Source organism: Vibrio sinaloensis (genome assembly GCF_023195835.1).
In the GTDB taxonomy this organism is placed as follows: domain Bacteria; phylum Pseudomonadota; class Gammaproteobacteria; order Enterobacterales; family Vibrionaceae; genus Vibrio; species Vibrio sinaloensis_C.
The window spans coordinates 2,411,932-2,431,747 of the sequence record NZ_CP096199.1 but is presented as its reverse complement, the minus strand read 5'-3'; the positions used below and the strand labels follow the sequence as shown (position 1 = coordinate 2,431,747).

At 47.8% G+C, this 19,816-nt stretch carries 17 protein-coding genes; 6 read left to right on the top strand and 11 right to left on the bottom strand.

The genetic code is table 11. The features are described 5' to 3' along the window. Positions 1-6 precede the first annotated feature (6 nt). The gene (locus tag MTO69_RS10985; protein WP_248329195.1) at positions 7-1,491 is read right to left on the bottom strand and encodes a carbon starvation CstA family protein; all 1,485 of its coding nucleotides are present in this window, start codon (positions 1,489-1,491) and stop codon (positions 7-9) included. A 203-nt stretch (positions 1,492-1,694) separates the two neighbouring features. Here MTO69_RS10985 and MTO69_RS10980 point away from each other — a divergent pair, with 203 nt between their 5' ends. Then, entirely contained in the window at positions 1,695-2,036 is a 342-nt protein-coding gene (locus MTO69_RS10980) for a DUF2799 domain-containing protein (protein ID WP_248329193.1), read from the top strand. Positions 2,037-2,079: 43 nt separating this feature from the next. Here MTO69_RS10980 and murQ read toward each other — a convergent pair whose 3' ends face one another. Continuing rightward, complete coding sequence (murQ, locus tag MTO69_RS10975; protein WP_248329191.1) at positions 2,080-3,006, bottom strand: N-acetylmuramic acid 6-phosphate etherase; 927 nt, start codon at positions 3,004-3,006, stop codon at positions 2,080-2,082. 8 nt (positions 3,007-3,014) lie between these two features. Further along, positions 3,015-4,130 carry an anhydro-N-acetylmuramic acid kinase gene (locus MTO69_RS10970; protein ID WP_248329189.1) on the bottom strand — a complete coding sequence of 372 codons (1,116 nt, stop codon included), beginning with the start codon at positions 4,128-4,130 and terminating at the stop codon, positions 3,015-3,017. A 99-nt stretch (positions 4,131-4,229) separates the two neighbouring features. On the opposite strand from MTO69_RS10970, the gene nagZ reads away from it, so the two are divergent. Further along, positions 4,230-5,213, top strand: coding sequence for a beta-N-acetylhexosaminidase (gene nagZ / locus MTO69_RS10965; RefSeq protein WP_248329187.1), 984 nt, complete (start codon positions 4,230-4,232; stop codon positions 5,211-5,213). Between the two features lie 47 nt (positions 5,214-5,260). Here nagZ and btsR read toward each other — a convergent pair whose 3' ends face one another. Together btsR and MTO69_RS10955 are read right to left on the bottom strand one after the other, a co-directional pair. Continuing rightward, on the bottom strand, positions 5,261-5,980 hold the full coding sequence (btsR, locus tag MTO69_RS10960) for a two-component system response regulator BtsR (protein ID WP_248329185.1): 720 nt from the start codon (positions 5,978-5,980) through the stop codon (positions 5,261-5,263). A 9-nt stretch (positions 5,981-5,989) separates the two neighbouring features. Further along, a complete protein-coding gene (locus MTO69_RS10955; RefSeq protein WP_248329183.1) occupies positions 5,990-7,666 on the bottom strand; it encodes a sensor histidine kinase in 1,677 nt (558 codons plus the stop codon). A 236-nt stretch (positions 7,667-7,902) separates the two neighbouring features. On the opposite strand from MTO69_RS10955, the gene MTO69_RS10950 reads away from it, so the two are divergent. Then, complete coding sequence (locus tag MTO69_RS10950; RefSeq protein ID WP_248329181.1) at positions 7,903-8,979, top strand: 3-deoxy-7-phosphoheptulonate synthase; 1,077 nt, start codon at positions 7,903-7,905, stop codon at positions 8,977-8,979. 18 nt (positions 8,980-8,997) lie between these two features. After that, positions 8,998-10,125 (top strand): bifunctional chorismate mutase/prephenate dehydrogenase, encoded by a 1,128-nt coding sequence (gene tyrA, locus MTO69_RS10945; protein WP_248329179.1) that lies wholly within the window; start codon positions 8,998-9,000, stop codon positions 10,123-10,125. 51 nt (positions 10,126-10,176) lie between these two features. On the opposite strand, the gene MTO69_RS10940 is transcribed toward tyrA, so the two are convergent. The 3 genes from MTO69_RS10940 to ettA form a co-directional block, all read right to left on the bottom strand. Beyond that, positions 10,177-11,151, bottom strand: coding sequence for a M23 family metallopeptidase (locus MTO69_RS10940; protein WP_248329177.1), 975 nt, complete (start codon positions 11,149-11,151; stop codon positions 10,177-10,179). A 13-nt stretch (positions 11,152-11,164) separates the two neighbouring features. Continuing rightward, the gene (locus MTO69_RS10935) at positions 11,165-11,536 is read right to left on the bottom strand and encodes a PilZ domain-containing protein (protein ID WP_248329175.1); all 372 of its coding nucleotides are present in this window, start codon (positions 11,534-11,536) and stop codon (positions 11,165-11,167) included. Between the two features lie 157 nt (positions 11,537-11,693). Continuing rightward, positions 11,694-13,361 carry an energy-dependent translational throttle protein EttA gene (gene ettA / locus MTO69_RS10930; protein ID WP_248329173.1) on the bottom strand — a complete coding sequence of 556 codons (1,668 nt, stop codon included), beginning with the start codon at positions 13,359-13,361 and terminating at the stop codon, positions 11,694-11,696. Positions 13,362-13,620: 259 nt separating this feature from the next. Between ettA and sltY the strand changes: the two genes are divergently transcribed. Further along, positions 13,621-15,576 (top strand): murein transglycosylase, encoded by a 1,956-nt coding sequence (gene sltY, locus MTO69_RS10925; RefSeq protein ID WP_248329171.1) that lies wholly within the window; start codon positions 13,621-13,623, stop codon positions 15,574-15,576. Positions 15,577-15,590: 14 nt separating this feature from the next. Next, positions 15,591-15,887: a trp operon repressor gene (gene trpR / locus MTO69_RS10920; protein WP_248329168.1), complete on the top strand. Its 297-nt coding sequence runs from the start codon at positions 15,591-15,593 to the stop codon at positions 15,885-15,887. Positions 15,888-15,907: 20 nt separating this feature from the next. Here the strand turns inward: trpR and yjjX are convergent, their stop codons facing one another. From yjjX to MTO69_RS10905, 3 genes are read right to left on the bottom strand one after another with little or no spacing between them, the layout of a single operon-like run. Continuing rightward, positions 15,908-16,441 carry an inosine/xanthosine triphosphatase gene (gene yjjX / locus MTO69_RS10915; protein WP_248329166.1) on the bottom strand — a complete coding sequence of 178 codons (534 nt, stop codon included), beginning with the start codon at positions 16,439-16,441 and terminating at the stop codon, positions 15,908-15,910. Then, positions 16,407-18,743, bottom strand: a complete 2,337-nt coding sequence (locus tag MTO69_RS10910; RefSeq protein WP_248329164.1) for a putative bifunctional diguanylate cyclase/phosphodiesterase — start codon at positions 18,741-18,743, stop codon at positions 16,407-16,409. The genes yjjX and MTO69_RS10910 overlap by 35 nt, the downstream gene beginning before the upstream one ends. Continuing rightward, the gene (locus MTO69_RS10905) at positions 18,727-19,764 is read right to left on the bottom strand and encodes a polyamine ABC transporter substrate-binding protein (protein ID WP_248329162.1); all 1,038 of its coding nucleotides are present in this window, start codon (positions 19,762-19,764) and stop codon (positions 18,727-18,729) included. Before MTO69_RS10905 ends, MTO69_RS10910 begins: the two co-directional genes overlap by 17 nt. Positions 19,765-19,816 lie beyond the last annotated feature (52 nt).

Sequence of the window (19,816 nt, the reverse complement as noted above, 5' to 3'; positions counted from 1 at the left end):
AAGCACTTAAGCTGTTTCGGTGACAGCTTGTGGTTTTTCTTCATCAGCTAAATCAGTCTCACCTTTTCCTTTGGAGGTTTTGATGACGTAACCTGCAACCGCTAGGGCAAATAGAATGCCTGCAGTAGTCGAAACTTCAATCGGTAGCCCAAAGCCTAAGGTACTGTTGTTGAGAATGAAAGTCGCACACACAGTGGTCATAAATACCGCAGGTACTGTGGTGATCCAATGTAGCTTATTGTGGCGCAGTAAGTAAGCCGATGCTGTCCATAACATCATCACTGCGGTTGATTGGTTTGCGAAACCGAAGTAGCGCCAGATAATACCAAAATCAACTTGAGTCAGAATACCACCAATAATGAACAGTGGAACTGCCATCAGTAGGCGATTCCGTAGCGCTTTTTGGTCGACATTGAAGTACTCAGCCAGAATTAGTCGGCTAGAGCGGAATGCTGTGTCACCAGAAGTGATCGGTAGGATAACGACACCTAGGAAAGCAAGGATGCCACCGAACACGCCGAGTAGGCCAAATGAGGCGCTGTAGACAACGTTACCAGGACCACCATTCTTCACCGCTTCTGCAAGTGAATCGAGAGAACCGAAGAATGACAATGCAATCGCACACCAGATTAACGCGATGACACCTTCGCCAATCATGGCACCGTAGAATACAAAGCGGCCATTCTTTTCATTTTCCATACAACGCGCCATCAGTGGAGACTGGGTAGCGTGGAAGCCGGAAATTGCACCACATGCAATAGTGATGAATAGTGCAGGCCATAGCGGCATATCGTTCGGGTTAAGGTTAGTGAACATGTCGCTCACTTGGAAATCGCCCATTACTGTGTGTTCACTTGAGAATGCCACCGCGGTCATTAGGCCGACAGACATGAAGATCAGTAGCGCACCAAACAGTGGGTAGAAGCGACCAATAATCTTATCGACAGGCACGATGGTCGCAATGATATAGTAGGCAAAAATGGCGATAACCATAGTCGTCATGCTGACGTTTAGGCTGGTTTGATCATTGATAAGGTTCGTGATCATGCCAGCAGGAGCAGACACGAAAACCACACCAACAAGAAGCAGAAGGACAATGGCAAAGATGTTCATAAAGTGTTTTGCACCATTACCTAAGTAGCGACCTGTGATGGTTGGAACAGAGGCTCCGCCGTTACGTACCGAAAGCATGCCAGAGAAGTAATCATGTACCGCACCAGCAAAGATACAACCGACGACGATCCACAGCATAGCAGCAGGGCCATATAGGGCGCCCATGATAGGACCAAAGATAGGGCCAACACCGGCAATATTGAGGAGTTGAACTAGGTAAACCTTCTTGGTTGACATTGGGACGTAATCAACGCCGTCTGCTTTAGTATGCGCCGGCGTTTGACGTTTTTCGTTAATGCCGAAGACTTTTTCAACAAAAGCCCCGTAGATAAAGTAGCCGCCAATTAGGGCCGCAACACAGGTTAAAAACCACAACATAGCACTCGTTCCTTTGTAAAATTTAATAAGCTCACTGTGCATACTATGCTGAATAATGACTATCAGCATTCGCTTATCCAATGAGTGGTCGTATAGGGATATGAGCGGTTGCTTGAGAAACTGAGTGGTTTTTACTCAAGTGCAGTGGTAATCAAGTCCGAATAGTGGTTTGATAACCTCTTCGGAAAAAGCAAGGAAAAACAATGAGAAAGTTTTATATTGCTGTGTTGGCGGCATTGTTGGCTGCTTGTACCAGTAGCCCACAACAGTTGGCGAATGAGGGCGACTGGTATCAAATTGGCTATCAGGATGGCATCGTTGGCCATACGCCGCGGACATCCAAAGCTCTCGCGAGCTTGGGAAGTGCCAAGCAGTCAGATTACGACCAAGGTTACTTAGAGGGTATTGGCGAGTACTGCAACCCAGATTTCGCTTACCAAATGGGCTTGTCGGGTCAGTACTATCAAGGCGTGTGTGAAGGCACAGATGAAGCGCAAAAGTTTCGAATGGAATGGCAGCGTGGCTGGAGTGAGTACCAAAACTAGCGAGATTTAGGGAGAGGCAGTAAGCTCTCCCTTTAAGCCTGGGTTACTCTCCTTGATGCTGCTGCACGGCTTTACGTAAAAAGCCATCTTGAGTGGCCAGTTGATGTTTTGCGCTTTCCAAGTCCATGCCAGTGAGTTGCATCAAAATCGCTAATTTGACATCATAGCCAGTCTGCTCAAGTAAGCGGGTAGCGCTGTTGATGTCACACTCGGTGGCCTGCATGACAATTCGAGCCGCACGGGCGATGAGTTTTTTGTTGGTCGCTTTCACATCGACCATCAAGTTTTGATAGCTTTTACCCAGACGAATCATACTGGCGGTGGTGAGCATGTTCAGCACCAACTTTTGCGCAGTGCCGGATTTCAATCGTGTCGAACCGGTTAAGGCCTCAGGCCCCACTAAGGGTGAAATGGCAATGTCGGCGATTTCAGCAATCGGGGAGTCGGGGTTACAAGAGAGGGCGACTGTCGTTGCTCCCATCTCGTTGGCGTATTCGAGCGCACCTATTACATACGGCGTCCTGCCGCTGGCCGCAATCCCAACCACCACATCGGTGCTATTGAATTGAACTGCTTTCAGATCGTCAACACCTAAGGTTAGCGAATCTTCTGCTCCTTCCTTTGCTTTCAAAATCGCCTCTGGGCCACCGGCAATCAGTCCAATGACCATTTGATCTGAGACCCCAAAGGTTGGTGGGCACTCTGAGGCATCAAGGACCCCTAAGCGGCCACTGGTACCGGCACCCATATAGATAAGTCGACCGCCGATTTTGAATGCAGCGGTGATCTTGTCGACCGCTTTTGCAACCTCAGGCAGTACTTTCTCAACGGCTAAAGGCACCAGTTGATCTTGTTGGTTGATACGTTCAACTATCTCCAATGAAGAGAGCAAATCAATGTCCATGGTTTCTGGATTTCGCCCTTCAGAGACTAAATGTGAAAGTGCAGCGATCAATGCATCATTAGTCATAATGGTCCTTATTTATCAGCAAAGTACATCACACCGAGAGAAGCCTGCTTGGCGGCGCCGGTGACTTCTGGCAGGTTGCTTGGCAGAGAGTGAACGCGGCGATAGGCCAGCCAAGCAAAGGCCATCGCTTCCATGTTGTCGCTGTCTACCCCTTTTTCATCGGTCGGCATCACGCACCACTGCGGTAAGAGCTCGGTCAACCGCTTCATTAACAATGGGTTATGAACACCACCGCCGCAAACGAGCAACTCGGGCCTATCCCCTTGTTGGAATGGCTCCACTTCGTTAGCGATGGTTTGCGCCGTGTATTCACATAGCGTTCGTTGAACATCGGCCACACCTGCGTTGAAACGACTGACAATCGCCTCGAGCCAAGGCAGATTGAAGCGCTCCCGTCCGGTGCTTTTGGGGGCGGTAAGGGCTAAGTATGGTTCTTTGAGCAATTCAGACAACAGCGCCTGGTCGACTTGCCCTTGAAGGGCAAGCTTGGCCCCTTTATCAAACGCTTTGCCTAGGTGTTTATTACACCAAGCGTCCATCAGCATGTTGCCAGGGCCTGTATCGTAGCCGACCACAGCTTGATTTGGGCGCAGAACCGATAGGTTAGCGATACCGCCAATGTTGAGTATCACTACACTCGAGTGCTGTGGTTGAAAAATTGATTGGTGAAAAGCGGGCACCAGTGGCGCACCTTGTCCGCCCAAGGCGATATCTTTGCGCCTAAAGTCGGCGACGGTGTCAATCTGGGTCAGCGCGGCAATAATATTGGCGTCACCAAGTTGAATTGTGAACGGTATTTGCCCTGTGGGCTGGTGGAATACAGTTTGGCCGTGATTGCCGATAGCCGTAATTTCTGATGCTTTGCGCCCACTTTTTACCAGCAGAGCGTTGACTGCTTGTGCATAGAGTTTGCCGAGTTGATGATCAAGCTCGCCAATCTCGGGCAAGCTGGTGGGTTGGCCGAGTGAGACGTTTAAGATGCGCTGTTTTAGCGATGCTGGAATGGGATGATCATGGCTGTTGAGCAAACGAACTCGGTCATTGTCGATCTCTACCAGTACCGTATCGATTCCATCCAGACTCGTGCCCGACATAATGCCAATGTATAACGCGTTTGTGGTCATGCTCAATTTTCGCCAACAGTGAAGTTTATTCATTGTAAACCGAGAATAATCCGAATAACCTCGGTAGCATAGCGAAATTCAGCGCGATGTGGAGAAATTATGGGACCGTTATGGGTCGATGTTGCGGGGTGCGAGCTCAGCGCAGAAGACAAAGAGATTCTTGAACACCCAACCGTAGGTGGAGTGATTCTATTTTCGCGAAACTACCATGATAGCGATCAGCTACTGGCGCTCAACAAAGCCATTCGTCATGCTGCCAAACGACCAGTGCTGATCGGCGTTGATCAAGAGGGGGGACGAGTACAGAGATTCAGAGAAGGCTTCTCTAGAATTCCGGCTGCACAGCGATATGCTCAGTTGCCTAATAGCGAATCGCTTGCACAGCAAGGGGGTTGGTTAATGGCCGCTGAGTTGATCGCTCACGATATTGATCTCAGTTTTGCGCCGGTTTTAGACCAAGGCCATCAGTGTAAAGCGATAGGCGATCGCGCCTTTGGTGAAGACAAAGAGACGATACTGCGCCACAGCTTAGCTTATATGAAAGGCATGAAAGCGGTCGGAATGGCGACCACGGGTAAACACTTCCCAGGTCATGGAGGGGTGATTGCCGACTCCCATTTAGAGACGCCATTTGATTATCGCGATACTATTTTCGAGCAGGATATGGCGATCTTCAAAGCGCAAATCGAAGCGGACGTCCTCGATGCGATGATGCCTGCACATGTCGTTTTCTCTCACTATGATGACCAACCGGCAAGTGGTTCACAGTACTGGTTAAAACAGGTGCTACGTCAGCAGCTTGGCTTTAAAGGTATTGTCTTTTCTGATGATCTCAATATGGAAGGTGCGGCGATGATGGGCGGCCCTGCGGAGCGTTCACATCAAGCGTTAGTCGCCGGGTGTGACATGCTGCTATTGTGCAATAACCGCCAAGGACAGGTCGAGGTGTTGGACAACCTGCCGATCATGGAAACGCCGCAAGCGACTCAGCTGCTGAAAAAGCAGAGCTTCACCTTATCAGAGCTGCAACGCAGTGAGCAGTGGCGACAAGCCTCTGAAGCGATGAAACGTATTATTGATTAATGACTAAGAGCCGCGATTGCGGCTCTTTTTTGTTGATACTTTTAGGCTCAATGAAAGCCAAGCATCTCTTTGAGCGCTTTAAGGTAGCGCCGACTCACGGGCAGTGGGTGGTTGCTCACGGTGATGATCTCCGCAAGACCATTCTCCAACAGCTTGATCTCTTTGATTGCCTTAATATTGACTAAAAACTGGCGATGACATCGCACCAATGGCGTTTTCTCCTCGAGAACTTTCAATGTCAGTTGTGAGGTGGCTTTTTGTTCATGGGTTTGCACGTGAACACCGCTGATATCGCTGTAGGCGAACTCCACATCTTTGGTAGGAATGATCATGATCCGATTGAGGCCGATACAGGGCACTTGATCTAAACAAGGGGGAGTAATGGCGGCAAGCTGCTCACGGCTCACTTGTTGCGATTTGAGCAGGCGGTTGACTGTTTTCTCAAGTCGAGCGATATCAACCGGTTTGAGCAGATAATCAAAGGCGTTGTCCTCGAACGCCTGCACTGCAAACTCATCATAGGCGGTGACAAACACAACCTTAGGCATGGTTTCTGGGTCGAGCATGGCCAGCAATTCAATTCCGCTGATTTGTGGCATTTGAATATCCAAAAAAACCACCTCAGGTTTGAGCTGATTGATTTTCTTCAACCCTTCAATGGCATTGCTGGCTTGATCGATTACCTGGATGTGACCAGTTTCTTGCAACAGATCGGTGAGTTCTTCTCGAGCAAAGAGTTCGTCATCTATGACCAATGCACGCAGCATAACTGTCCCTTATTCATTGTGCTGACTCGGAATGATAAAACTCATTCGAGTATAGTGGTTTGGTTTTACCTCGACCTTGAGCGCGGCGATTCGACCAAATTTGTTGGTTAAGCGTTTATCCACAATCTGCATCCCCAGACCAAGGTGATCGCTTGGTGGTGCTTGATAGCTCCCCGCGTTGTCTTGCACGACGACTTGATGGCCTTGCGGTACTGACTGGCTGAAAATGCGAATCTCTCCCCCTTCTAACAGATGAGATATTCCGTGTTTAATGGCGTTTTCGACCAAGGGCTGCAAGGTAAAGGTAGGCACTTTACGTTGTAATAGTAACTCATCAATATCGATACCGACCTCCAAGCGGTCGGTAAAGCGCGCCTTTTCAATGGTGAGATAGGCGTTGACGTGTGCAAGCTCCTCTTTGAGCGTGACTACATCGATGTTCTGTTTCAAGTTACTGCGAAAAAATTGCGATAAATGTTGTATCAAATCGCGTGCTTTGGGTGGATCGCGTCGAATCACGGCACTAATCGTGTTGAGAGCATTAAACAGAAAATGCGGATTGACTTGCGCATGCAGCAACTTGATCTCTGCTTGTGATAACAGGGTTTGCTTCTGTTGATAGTCGCCAAATAAGATTTGGCTCGAGAGCAGTTGGGCAATCCCCTCTGCCATCGACATGTTAATAGTGGAAAACAGTTTTCGTTTTGGCTCATACAGCTTGATAGTTCCGATCACCTTGTCTCCCGCTCTCAACGGAATGATCAGCGCGCTACCTAGCTTACAGTCTGGCTTCAATGAACATTGATAAGGCTTCTCTTTGCCATCGAGGTAAATAATGTCGTTTTGGCTAATGGCATCCAGCGTGCTTTGCGACGAAATGAGCGTGTTGGGTTTATGGTGGTCATCACCGATGCCCACAAATGCCAGTATCTTCTCATCGTCGGTAATCGAGACCGCGCCAACATTGGTTTCTTCGTAAACAATGCGTGCTATCTTCTCGGCATTATTGCTATTAAACCCAGAGGCGAGAATACCAACTGAGCGTTCGGCGATGTTGAGAGCGCGACGAGAAAAGGTGGCCGAATACTCTTCAAAGATGGTTTTTCGATCATCAAGAATACTCATAAACAGGGCGGCGCCGACCGAGTTAGCGATGATCATTGGCGCGGCAATCGCAGAAACCAATGCGTAGGCCTGGTCAAAGGGTTTGGCGACGATCAAGATGATCGCCATTTGAACAATTTCTGCAACTAGGGTGATGGAGAACACCACACTCGGATTAAAAAGCTGTGCTGACTTGCCTTTACGCAATAGATACGTGTGCAGCAACCCGCCAATCAGGCCCTCTGCCGTGGTAGAGATAGCGCAAGCTACATCAGTAAAACCGCCTAAAGTGTATCTATGTAGACCGCCAGTCAGGCCGACAAAGAAGCCGACGACAGGACCACCAAACAGCCCGCCCATGACAGCACCAATCGCCCGAGTATTGGCGATTGCATCATTGATCTGTAGACCAAAGTAGGTGCCCATAATACAAAACAGGGAAAACAGAACATAGACGCTGACTTTATGGCTAATCCGGTTGGAAATATTCAGTAAAGGCAGAAAGATAGGTGTCTTGCTCAACATGTACGCAAGCACCAGATAGACACACATTTGCTGCAGTAATGAGAGGATCAGGTCCATAATAATCTTAATCGCGAACTTTGGTTCTATTTTAGTGAAGAAAGCCTTAGGAAAACATGGCTAGTACCTGCTTTTGGTGATAAAGCCTTTAAAATTCCATGTGTAAAAATTAATTTACGCAGTGTTTTTTTAAGTTTACATGTTGAAATCTTTTTTTAGGCTGTTATTTTATGGTCTATTAACTAGAGGCAATAGAGTTCTTTGTTGTCGTAAATATATATGTACAGGTGAGAGATATGCAGAAAAGTGAATTGAGCAACATTAATATTAGTGATGAACAGGTCCTGATCACACCTGATGAGTTGAAAGCCAAGTTGCCTTTGAGTGATCACGCTCGTCGCTTTATCCAGCAATCTCGCCAGACTATCGCCGATATCATCCATAAAAAAGACCATCGTCTGTTAGTCGTGTGTGGCCCTTGTTCCATTCACGATATCGATGCGGCAAAGGAATACGCTAAACGTCTTAAAGCACTCTCAGAGCAGCTCAGCGATCAACTTTACATCGTGATGCGCGTGTACTTTGAGAAGCCGCGAACCACGGTTGGCTGGAAAGGATTGATCAATGATCCGCATCTTGATGGTTCGTTCGATATTGAACATGGCCTCCATGTTGGACGTGAACTTCTGGTTGAACTGGCTGAGATGGAGATTCCTTTAGCCACAGAGGCGTTGGACCCTATCAGTCCTCAGTACTTGGCCGACACCTTTAGCTGGGCGGCGATTGGCGCGCGTACCACAGAATCACAAACACACCGCGAAATGGCCAGTGGTCTTTCTATGCCGATCGGCTTCAAAAACGGAACGGACGGCAGCCTGGCGACCGCGATCAACGCGATGCAAGCCGCGTCGTCTAGCCACCGCTTTATGGGGATTAACCGAGAAGGGCAAGTTGCGCTGTTAACCACACAAGGTAACCCTAATGGTCACGTTATTTTACGTGGCGGTAAACAGACTAACTATGATTCTGTGTCGGTGACTGAGTGTGAACAAGACATGGCGAAGCACGGTTTAGATGCCTCACTGATGATCGATTGTAGCCATGCTAATTCACGTAAAGATTACCGTCGTCAGCCTCTCGTGGCAGAAGATGTCATCCATCAGATCCGCGAGGGCAATAAGTCCATCATTGGTTTAATGATTGAGAGTCATATTAATGAAGGAAATCAATCATCAGACATCCCTCTCAATGAGATGAAATACGGCGTTTCTATTACCGATGCGTGTATCAATTGGGACACAACTGAGGCACTATTACGTCACGCACATCAAGAGCTGGTCCCTTTCTTGGAAGACCGTTTACAGGCTAAGTAATAAGTACAAGGATTTTCGATGGCCGTAGAGTTGAATCACTTGCGTGATCAGATTGACGCAGTAGATAAACAGATTTTAGATTTGTTGGCGCAAAGATTGGCGCTGGTCGAGAAGGTAGGTGAGGTAAAAAGTGAGCACGGATTACCGATTTATGCCCCAGACCGAGAGGCGGCGATGTTGGCTTCGCGTCGTCAAGAGGCTGAAAAGATCGGCGTGCCACCACAATTGATAGAAGACATTCTGCGCCGTACCATGCGCGAGTCTTATGCCAGCGAGAAAGATTCTGGCTTTAAATGCCTCAATCCACAATTACGCTCGGTGGTGATCGTCGGTGGTAATGGCCAACTAGGCGGCCTATTTGGTCGTATGTTTAAGCTCTCTGGTTATGATGTCAAAGTGCTGGGCAGTAAAGATTGGGACCACGCAGACGAGCTGTTGGAAAACGCGGGAATGGTAGTGGTGACTGTGCCAATTCACCTGACGGAAGGTGTGATTACCAAGCTAAGCAAGTTGCCCAAAGATTGTATTCTGTGTGACTTAACATCGATTAAGTCTCGGCCGCTACAGGCAATGCTTGAAGTACATCAGGGGCCAGTGGTCGGTCTGCACCCGATGTTTGGCCCAGACGTACCAAGTTTGGCTAAGCAAGTGATTGTTTATTGTGATGGTCGCGGTGAAGAGAGCTACCAGTGGTTACTCAAGCAGTTCTCTATTTGGGGAGCGAGTTTGTGTCAGATTGACGCCAGCGAACATGATCACGGTATGACTTTAATTCAGGCGCTGCGTCACTTTACTTCGTTTGCTTACGGCCTTCACTTGAGCCGGGAAAATCCAAATATCGATAAGTTGCTGCAGTTAAGCTCGCCTATTTACCGCTTAGAGTTGGCGATGGTTGGGCGTCTGTTTGCCCAAGATCCAAACCTTTACGGTGACATTATTCTATCGTCGCAAGCCAACATCGAGATGATTAAGCGTTTCCATCGCTGTTTTGGCGAAGCATTAGAGATATTGGATAGCCACGACAAGCAAGCCTTTGTGACCAGCTTTAATCAAGTCAGCGCTTGGTTTGGCGATTATTCTCAGCAGTTTTTGGATGAGAGTCAAAAGCTACTCAAACAAGCCAATGACTCCATTCATCGCGGCTAATAACAGCCAAAGAAAACAGCAAAAAAAACAGCGACCACTGGTCGCTGTTTTTTATTGCACTGTAATGGAGTCACTGCTGTCGTCGGACTCATTTTTGACCGTGTTCACCGAGTGGCTCTGATACGGATGATTGGTGAGATTGACTTGCAGTCTGACCGTATCATCAATCAGCTTCACAAGCGGAGCCCACTTTACCTTCTTCTCTTTTTCAAACAGATAATTGAAGTTCTCTGGTGTCCAATCCATCGTGTATTGCGGGTTTAAAGCGCGGCCTAAAAAGCGCACTTCATAATGAAGATGCGGTCCGGTTGAGTTACCTGAGTTACCACAAGTCGCAATCTGCTCACCTTTGCTGACAAACTGACCGCTGCGCACTTTAAACTTAGCTAAGTGAGCATAAGAGCTCATAAAACCGAATGAGTGACGTACTGTGAGGAAGTTGCCAAAACCTTTCGAGCTAGGACGCACGGTTTCCACCACGCCATCGGCAGGAGCGTAGATAGGCTCGCCACGCTGACACGTGAGGTCAATACCCGTGTGGGTATGACGCTTGCCAGTGATTGGGTTGGTGCGTCGGCCATAGGATGAGGAGATGCGCAAGTAATCGAGCGGCGCATCATTGGGGATCAGGCGAAACATGGTTGCGCGCACCGCTGAGTCAATCGCGGCGGCGTCTAGCCGGTTTTCAAGCGAGTAGTCATCGGGCAAACTTTCATCTGCTAAACCCAGTACTGATTCAACATCATAGACGCGCTTGCCAAGCATAGAGAGTTGATTGCGCTTGTCCTCGAGCTCTTGTGATAGAGAATGCGCGGTATCGATTTGCTCCGCGTACAATTGCTCAAGATGTGCTTTTTGCGTTTCTAGCTCGCTAAGTTGTTGATACCAATGGTTAGCTAGATAACCGGCCCCAGCGATGATACTGACACTGGTGATGCCAAGGCCAATGACCAGGGATTTTCTTGAAACATGAAAGTGTTGTACCCCTGTTTGGTCAGGGATAGAGATCGTAATTTTGTTCGACATAGACTAATTTGGCTTAGGTGTACTCACCGAGATCTGATAAGTGTTCGATGTCTCTATGCAGCAGCTCATCATCACCTACGTTTAATTCAACCAATCGCCTTAGGTGTCCGATGCTTTCAATATCAATGTGATCAATGCTGAGACGAATCACATTGTTATTTAAGCCAACGATATTCCCTACCAGTTGAATCGTGACATCACTGTCCGGAAGCGAGAAGGATACCTCAACCTGTTTATCTTGCGCGAGTAGGTCAGACTGTTCACTGATCAACAGCATACCGTGTAGAGACAAGTCCCAAACTAGTCCGTCTACAGTCAGTGAATCTTGTGTTAACACAGCTTTCGCTTGATAAATAATGCGCGAAAAACGACGACGTTCGATCATAATTATCTCTCTTAGGTTCAACTCGTAAGAGTAACAAAACTAAAGTGGTCACAGTGCGCGTTTGTTCGCATTCTTCGCGATTGCCACTACCTCAGGTTGTGTGTAGGACAATAAAGGCCGCTAATAGTAGCGGCCTTTGCACAAATTTCAAGCGTGATTACTTAGCGATACGCTTGTACTTGATGCGATGCGGCTCTGCAGCTTCAGGGCCTAAGGTCTTCTTCAGCCACTCCATGTACTCAGTATAGTTACCTTCGTAGAAGTTGACCTGACCTTCGTCGCGATAATCGATGATGTGAGTCGCGATACGGTCTAGGAACCAACGGTCGTGCGAGATAACCATGGCACAGCCTGGGAATTCAAGCAGAGCTTCCTCGAGTGCACGTAGCGTCTCAACATCAAGGTCGTTGGTTGGTTCATCGAGTAGCAACACGTTGCCGCCCGCTTTTAGCAGTTTAGCTAGGTGAACACGGTTACGTTCACCACCAGACAGCTCACCAATGATCTTCTGCTGATCGCTGCCTTTGAAGTTAAAGCGTGAGCAGTAGGCGCGAGCTGGGATCTCAAAGTTGTTGATCTTGATAATATCCGCACCTTCAGAAATCTCTTGGTAAACCGTTTTCGAGTCATCCATGGCGTCACGGAACTGATCAACCGATGCCAGTTTCACCGTGTCACCTAGCTCAATGGTGCCTGAGTCTGGTTGTTCGGTGCCGCTAAGCATCTTGAACAAGGTAGATTTACCTGCACCGTTGGCACCAATGATACCTACGATGGCACCTTTAGGAATGCTGAACGATAGATCATCAATCAGCACACGGCCGTCAAACGACTTGGTGAGGTTGTTCACTTCGATAACCTTGTCACCGAGACGCTCACCTGGCGGGATGAAGAGTTCGTTAGTTTCGTTACGCTTCTGACGATCACCGCTTTGCAGTTCTTCAAAACGAGCCATACGCGCTTTAGATTTCGACTGACGACCTTTCGGGTTTTGACGAACCCACTCAAGCTCCTTCTCAATCGTCTTTTGACGCGCTTTCTCTTGAGACGCTTCTTGTTGCAGACGCGCATCTTTTTGCTCTAGCCACGAGGTGTAGTTACCTTGCCAAGGAATACCTTCACCACGGTCCAGTTCTAGAATCCAACCCGCAGCGTTGTCGAGGAAGTAACGGTCGTGGGTGATGGCCACAACAGTGCCGCTGTAATCGACCAAGAAGCGCTCTAGCCAAGCCACAGATTCGGCATCCAAGTGGTTGGTTGGCTCATCGAGTAGCAACATATCTGGTTTAGACAGTAGCAGACGACAAATCGCAACACGGCGACGTTCACCACCCGATAGGTGTTCGATTTTCTGATCCCACTCTGGAAGACGCAGTGCATCGGCCGCACGCTCTAACGCGTTTTCAAGGTTGTGGCCGTCTTTGGCTTGAATCAGCGCTTCGAGCTCGCCTTGCTCTTTGGCCAGAGCATCGAAGTCTGCATCGGGCTCTGCGTATGCTGCGTATACTTCATCCAGACGCTTCATTGCACCGGCAACATCAGAGACCGCTTCTTCGACGATTTCGCGCACGGTTTTCGATTCATCCAGAACAGGTTCTTGAGGAAGGTAGCCAACATTAAGGCCAGGTTGTGGGCGCGCTTCACCGTCGATATCAGTATCGATACCCGCCATGATGCGCAGTAGGGTAGATTTACCCGCACCGTTCAGACCCAAAACACCGATTTTTGCGCCAGGGAAGAAGCTTAGAGAGATGTCTTTAAGAATTTGTCGCTTTGGTGGCACAATTTTGCTCACGCGCGACATGGTATATACGTATTCAGCCATTGCCGATCGTTCCTAAATAATCAATTTTCGTAGACCCACATTTTATACTAACTGGGCGTGGTTTGTTACTCCAGAAACGAACTCCTTTGCATTGTGAACGTATTAGTGATGAATAACTAAGCTAAACCTTGCTCAAAGATCGCCAAATGTCACAGTTATGTGAATTTATTATTATTTACATCTGTGCCCTTTACAGCGCTGTTTACAATGAGCATTAATACCTAATCTTAACCACTAGCTATCTCAGGATGAGACTCATATGACGTTGACTTTTCTCAAGTCGCTGCATCGCCTTCCTTCATCGATTGTGCTCTTGTCAACGATGGTTTGCAGCGCGGGCGTCGCGCCCTATACAGTGGCCGCGGACATCCAACAACAGCGAGAACTCTATGATCAAGCGCAGCAGTTGCTTGATAAAAAGCAAGTTGAGCAGTATCACCAACTGCGACCTCAAATTGCAGACTACCCCCTAACACCTTACGTGGATTATCGCAGTTTTTTGGTCGACATTGGCAAGCGAAGCCCACAGCAAGTTGAGGCGTTCATTGAGGAGTACGGTGACTTTCCATTTTCGGCTCGGCTGAGAGCGCCTTACATTGACGCTCTGGCACGTCAGCAAGATTGGCGTCGATTGATTGAGTTTCAAACCTCTGAGCCACGCGGTGAGACCTATCAATGCCACTACTATTACGCGCATGCGCAAGTTGGCGATAAAGCATTAGCTTATCAAGGAGCTGAGCAGCTCTGGTTATCAGGGCACAGTATCGCTGATGAATGTGATCGACTGTTTGCCAGTTGGGATAACGCTGGGCTGAAAACTGACCAATTGGTACTAGAGAGAATGCTATTGGCATTTGAAGCGCGAAATGGCAGCTTGATGAGTTACTTGAGCAAGCAAGTCAAATCAGATGCTGCTAAGCAGCAAGCCGCAGAGATGCGTCGTTTGTTTGCCAATTCCGCTACCGTGTTAAGTTTTTCCAAGCAACACGCCGCGACCCCGTTTAATCAAAAACAGGCTGAGCTGGGGTTAAAAAAGCTTGCACGCAGCGATGTCGAACAAGCTCAAGCTCTGTTTGAACAGGTGACAACAGCGCAGCAGTTCTCTGCAGAGCAGAGACAACTGATGGCTGATTATATTGCGTTTCGATTGATTAACACCGAATCTGAACCGCTAGCGCAATGGCGAGATCAGTTTATCGCAACGTCGAAGAATAAAAACTTGCTCGAGAGACGTGTTCGTTTGGCGATTCAGCATGGCAACTGGCAACACGTGGAGCAGTGGATTGAGCGCTTGCCTGAAGAGTTACAGCAGACGCTGCGTTGGCAATATTGGTTAGGTCGCAGTGAAATGGCGCTCGGGGAAGTTGGCACAGGTCAACAGCGACTCGAGTCGATCATTGGTCAGCGTAACTTTTATAGTGTGGCTGCCGCCAAAGAGCTAAAACGTTCTATCCAGTATCCAACCTCAGAAATCCTGTTGGATAAGACCCAGATTGCTGAGTACAACCAAGCTCTCGTGCGAATTGAAGAGTTGATCGATCGAGACAAAATTACCGCCGCGAAAAGTGAATGGCGCTGGTTGTTGGCCCGTGCGAGTGATAAGCAAAAAGAGATGCTCGCTGGCTACGCTTCATTCATGGGCTGGCATAATTTAACGGTCACGGCCAGTATCCAAGCACGTATGTGGGACAATATTGCCATTCGCTTTCCTGTCGCGCATCGCTGGTGGTTCAATTTCTATGCGGATAAGCACAGCATAGATCCCATTACGTTGATGTCATTGGCTCGCCAAGAGAGCGCGTTGGATATCGAAGCGAGATCACCGGTAGGGGCAAGGGGCATCATGCAGATCATGCCTTCGACGGCAAAATACACTGCGCGTAAATACAAGCTGAGCTATCAAAGCAGCGATGATTTGTATCAGGTCGGCAAGAACATCGAGATTGGCAGTCATTACTTCAATAGCTTGTTAGAGCAATACGATAACAATCGAATTTTTGCATTAGCCGCGTATAATGCGGGTCCTAACCGAGTGAAAACTTGGCGTGAAAGAACCCAGGGTAAGTTAGACGCTTATGCATTTATCGAGTCGATTCCATTTAAGGAAACTCGAGGATATGTGCAGAATATTTTGATGTTTGAAACCTACTATCGTGAGGTGTTAGGTGTCGATGGAGCGTTTTTAAACCAGCATGAGCTGAAGGCCCAATATTAACGAGCAAGGTATCGATGTCTTTACAACCCGAGTATCAAGAGTGGCAACAGATTTTAGATTTGATCAAACGCAGTACCGAGTCTGAACAGCATGAGATGTTGCTGACCATGTTGTTAACCTCAGACGAACGTGATGCTTTGGTAGCGAGAGTCAATATTTTCCGTGAACTGCTAAAAGGCGATTTGTCTCAGCGGCAGATTAGTCAAATGTTGGGTGTGGGTATTGCGACCATTACTCGAGGTTCCAATGAGTTGAAGTCTAAGCAAGACCAAGAAAAGCAGCAGCTTGCGCAATTGTTGAATATAAAATAAGGATGCGTCGCATCCTTATTTTATAAATTGGCAGGAAAGTGCTTTGGATTCATAAAGGGGATCAGAGCCAGAATCAATGCTTGGTGATAGACCGAGCTGCGAGTAAGCAAATCATGAGTAAGCAAACTAATCGCCCCGCCTTTTTGTTTGATATTGTCGGTGGCAAACAGCTCATCCATCACATCGCCAAGCTCGTTAGCTTGCTGTAACTTCTCTACTACGACAGGCGGTAACATCAAGCTTGCTGAGCGAGATTCGCCACGCTGAGTGAGTGACTCTATCACCATCCAAGCAAAGGTGACATTGCCTTCTATTCCAGCCTCAAGACCTACATAATAATCGCCATCTGGCACAAGGGTTTTGGCATTTTTTACTCGATTGAGCGCGCCTAGGTGGGTTTCTTCATTGTCCATCGGTTGATCGGAGACTTCGCTTGCAACGCTGACCCCAACAAACTCAAAATCTTGAGCGGCAAAGGAAGCGCAGAAAGCACTTTTTACCGCGTTGATCTTCGCTGGGTTAAGCGAAGCTACAATAACCTTTTTTACTGACATACTGCTGTCCTTTTTCTTGGTAAAGCCCCAATTGTAACTCAGAGAGCGTCAAGGGTGGGGAGAGGAAGAAACCCTGCATATAATCACATTGGTTGGTGGCTAGCCAATGTTGCATCTCTTGTGACTCTATCCCTTCTGCTGTCACCAGCATCGATTGCGAATGACACAAGTCCACTAACGGCTTGACGACTTGGCGGTTGTCGGTCTTTATCAAGGTTTCGAGGAACTGTCGGTCAAATTTAATTTTTTGTACAGGGTACTCAAACAGTTGAGTAATAGACGTGTAACCAGAACCAAAGTCATCAATAGTGAGATTGAATCCCATTTTTGACAATTCATACAGTAACAAGTGACTTTGTGAGTCCGAGGCAAACGTCTCGGTAATTTCAAAATCTATATTCGCAGCATCAATAGGGTAACGATTCATCAACTGATGAATATCACGTGCCAGTTTGACCGAGTCTAACTCTGCGGAAGAGAGGTTAATCGAGATCTGGATCGGAGACGAAAAGCAGCGCTGAACCGCACTAAAATCTTTAAATGCTTGCTCGATAACCCAGCGGTCGATAGTGCTAAATAAGCCGATTTGTTCAGATATAGGGATAAACTCACTTGGGTTGATTCGACCAAGATCGGAAGAGTCCCAGCGCAGCAGTGCTTCGACGCCAACCACCTCTTGTCCACTGCGGTCAAAGTAGGGTTGGTAGAGGAGTGTAAACTCATTGGCCAAATCATCACTGCGCAGCGCACGTTCAATTTGGGTGCGGCGAAATATTATTTCGTCCAACTCGCGAGAGTAATGAGCAATCTGGTTTTTGCCAGCTCGTTTTGCTTGATACATGGCGGTATCCGCTCGCGAAAGCAACTTGGCTAGGTCTTGGCCGTCGCTAGGGTAAGAGGCAATACCAATACTTGCGGTAATTGGAAAGTTGCCAATCACTTCTTTGTTATGATTTTGAATCGGAGCCAAGACCATCTCAGCCAACGCCTCGGCATAGTGGTGATGGTGCTCAGCCGCAACGAAAATTGCGAACTCATCGCCAGACAATCTTGACGCCAAACAACGAATCAAATGCTGCTGTTCGACGTGTTGGGTAACGGTTTTTATGTGGTGGGCAAAAGTGACCAAGAGTGAGTCACCGACTTGATGGCCATACTTGTCGTTAACGTACTTGAAGTTATCTAAGTCGATATAGAGGATCCATGCGCAGGGGGTGGTTGTTAGCGCCTGTTCGACAAAGTTTTGAAATTGATAGCGGTTCGCCAATTGAGTCAGGTGATCATTTTCCGCCATCGCTTTGGTTTTTTGATAGCTAGAGTCAAGTTCTTGATACATTTCATAAAATCGGGTCGAAAGTCGGCCAATTTCGTTGCTGCTTTCAAGTCTTTCAATGTTTGTTCGCTTGCGCAGTTCCACTTCCTGCAGCTGGTTATCGAGCTGCGTTATCGGAGTGATAACATGGCGGCGCAGTAATAGCAGCAAAATTGAAACGGTCAATACAGACGAGAGGCCAAAAGAGAGCAGCAATCTAAGCTCTATCTCGGCAAGTTTTTGCTCTATCAAATATTGGGCAGGATCGAGCACTGCATACAGATCGGATTTAAGCTCAACGGTTTGTGCCAGGCCGACTTCCGGCAGCGGCTCATCGACAAAGAAAATACTGCTGTCGTTATCGAACTCCAGAATGTGCTTAAGCTGATCGAACTTATCCAGCGACAGCGATACCACAATAAAAAACACCTGCTCTCGGTTGTAGCTCAGTGGGGCATCGAGCGTGCTGCTGTCTAGTACATCGTAGCGAATGAGGATACTTTGGCCCTGATAGCTTTTGGCAAAACCGGTATGGCTGGTGTCGCCTGTTGCTCGATAGGTGGCTTGAATATAGTCGAGGATATTTTTATCCAAGGTTGAGAATGGGTCGTTCTGATTGTCTGAGTAGAATCGCACTCTTTGTTGGCCATCGACAATGGCGACACTAATGTCATCGCGTTGATTTGGCTGAAGGCTTTGAATGGTGGTTTGCAAACTTTCGAGCAGTTTCATTTCTCGGTACGGGTTGTCTGGCTGACGAAAGTAGTGACGAATAATGTCGCTTTTGGTCAAGGTCAGTGAATAGCTGTTGATCAGGGCAATGGACTGGCGAAAGTGACCCGCCAACTTTTCCATCGAAAGTTGCAGGTAGCTGTGTTCACGCTTGATCAATGCATCTTTCTGGCTGACATAAATGCTGTAGCTAGACAAAATGGCACTGAGCAAAACCACAGGTGCTATCAGTAAGAGGACCCTAGTGTTTAGCTTCATGACGTTTAAGTAGTTGATTAATTATTTTGGTACGGATACCGATATTATCTGCCGAGAGTTCGCTATCTACTCGGGCGTTTTCTATACGCTCTGGGGCAGGAAACAATGATGCATCATTTACATACCAATCTGGCAGTAGTTTCATAGCACTTAAGTTGGGCGTTGCAGCTTTGATATTTGTTGCATTGCTTGCAGCCACTTGTGGGCGCATTAAAAATTCTAGGAAGTGTTTGGCTGCCTGTTTATTTTCTGAGTATCGACTAACGGCGAGGCAATCTACCCAGACAAATAGTTCCCCTTTGGGAACAGTAAAGCTCCACAAGTCTTGTTGATAGAAGCGATTCAATGAATAGTGATCGCCGCTGTATGCGAGCGCCATGTCCAGCTGAGAGGCGTCGCCACTGCGAATATAACTCAGTACGTAGTCGTAGGTGAGAATGTAATCGCTGAAAGCCATCAATTTGGGGTAGGCCTGTTTTAGTTGGCTGATGTCGTCAGTTGTTGGTGATAATCCTAGACTATACAAAATGGGCAAAAATGTTTCGGTACTGTCGTTGAGCATGCCAATTCTGCCATGCAAATCGGGTGGAGGTGAGACAAACTCCTGCCAAGTTGTCGGTGGTTGACTGATGGCTGATTTTCGATAGGCCACGCCGACAGTACCCCAGAAATAAGGAATGGCGTAGTCACCGCACGCTTGATTCCATTTCACGCCATTGTGCTGTCGTCCCTCCAGCTGTGAGAGCTTCTCAAATGCCCCCAATCGGCCGTAGATTTGGGCAGACACATTGTCTAATACCACAACATCAAACGGGAGTTGTGGGTTTTTCATCATCAACAGACTGCGTTCGTCATCGTTATCGAAGTGAGAAAGGCTGAGTGCGATGCCTGTTTCGGCTTGCCACTGTTGCTGCACTTCGCTCGCGAGCGTGTCTTCCCACAGATAAATCTTAAGCGGTGAAGGCGCGGCGAGTGCCATACAAGTGTGGGCGTAAAGCAGAAATAGCAGTGATGTTCTCATACTGACTAACAAGTACCCTAATGGAGAAAGTAAAATGCTTACCAGAGTCAGT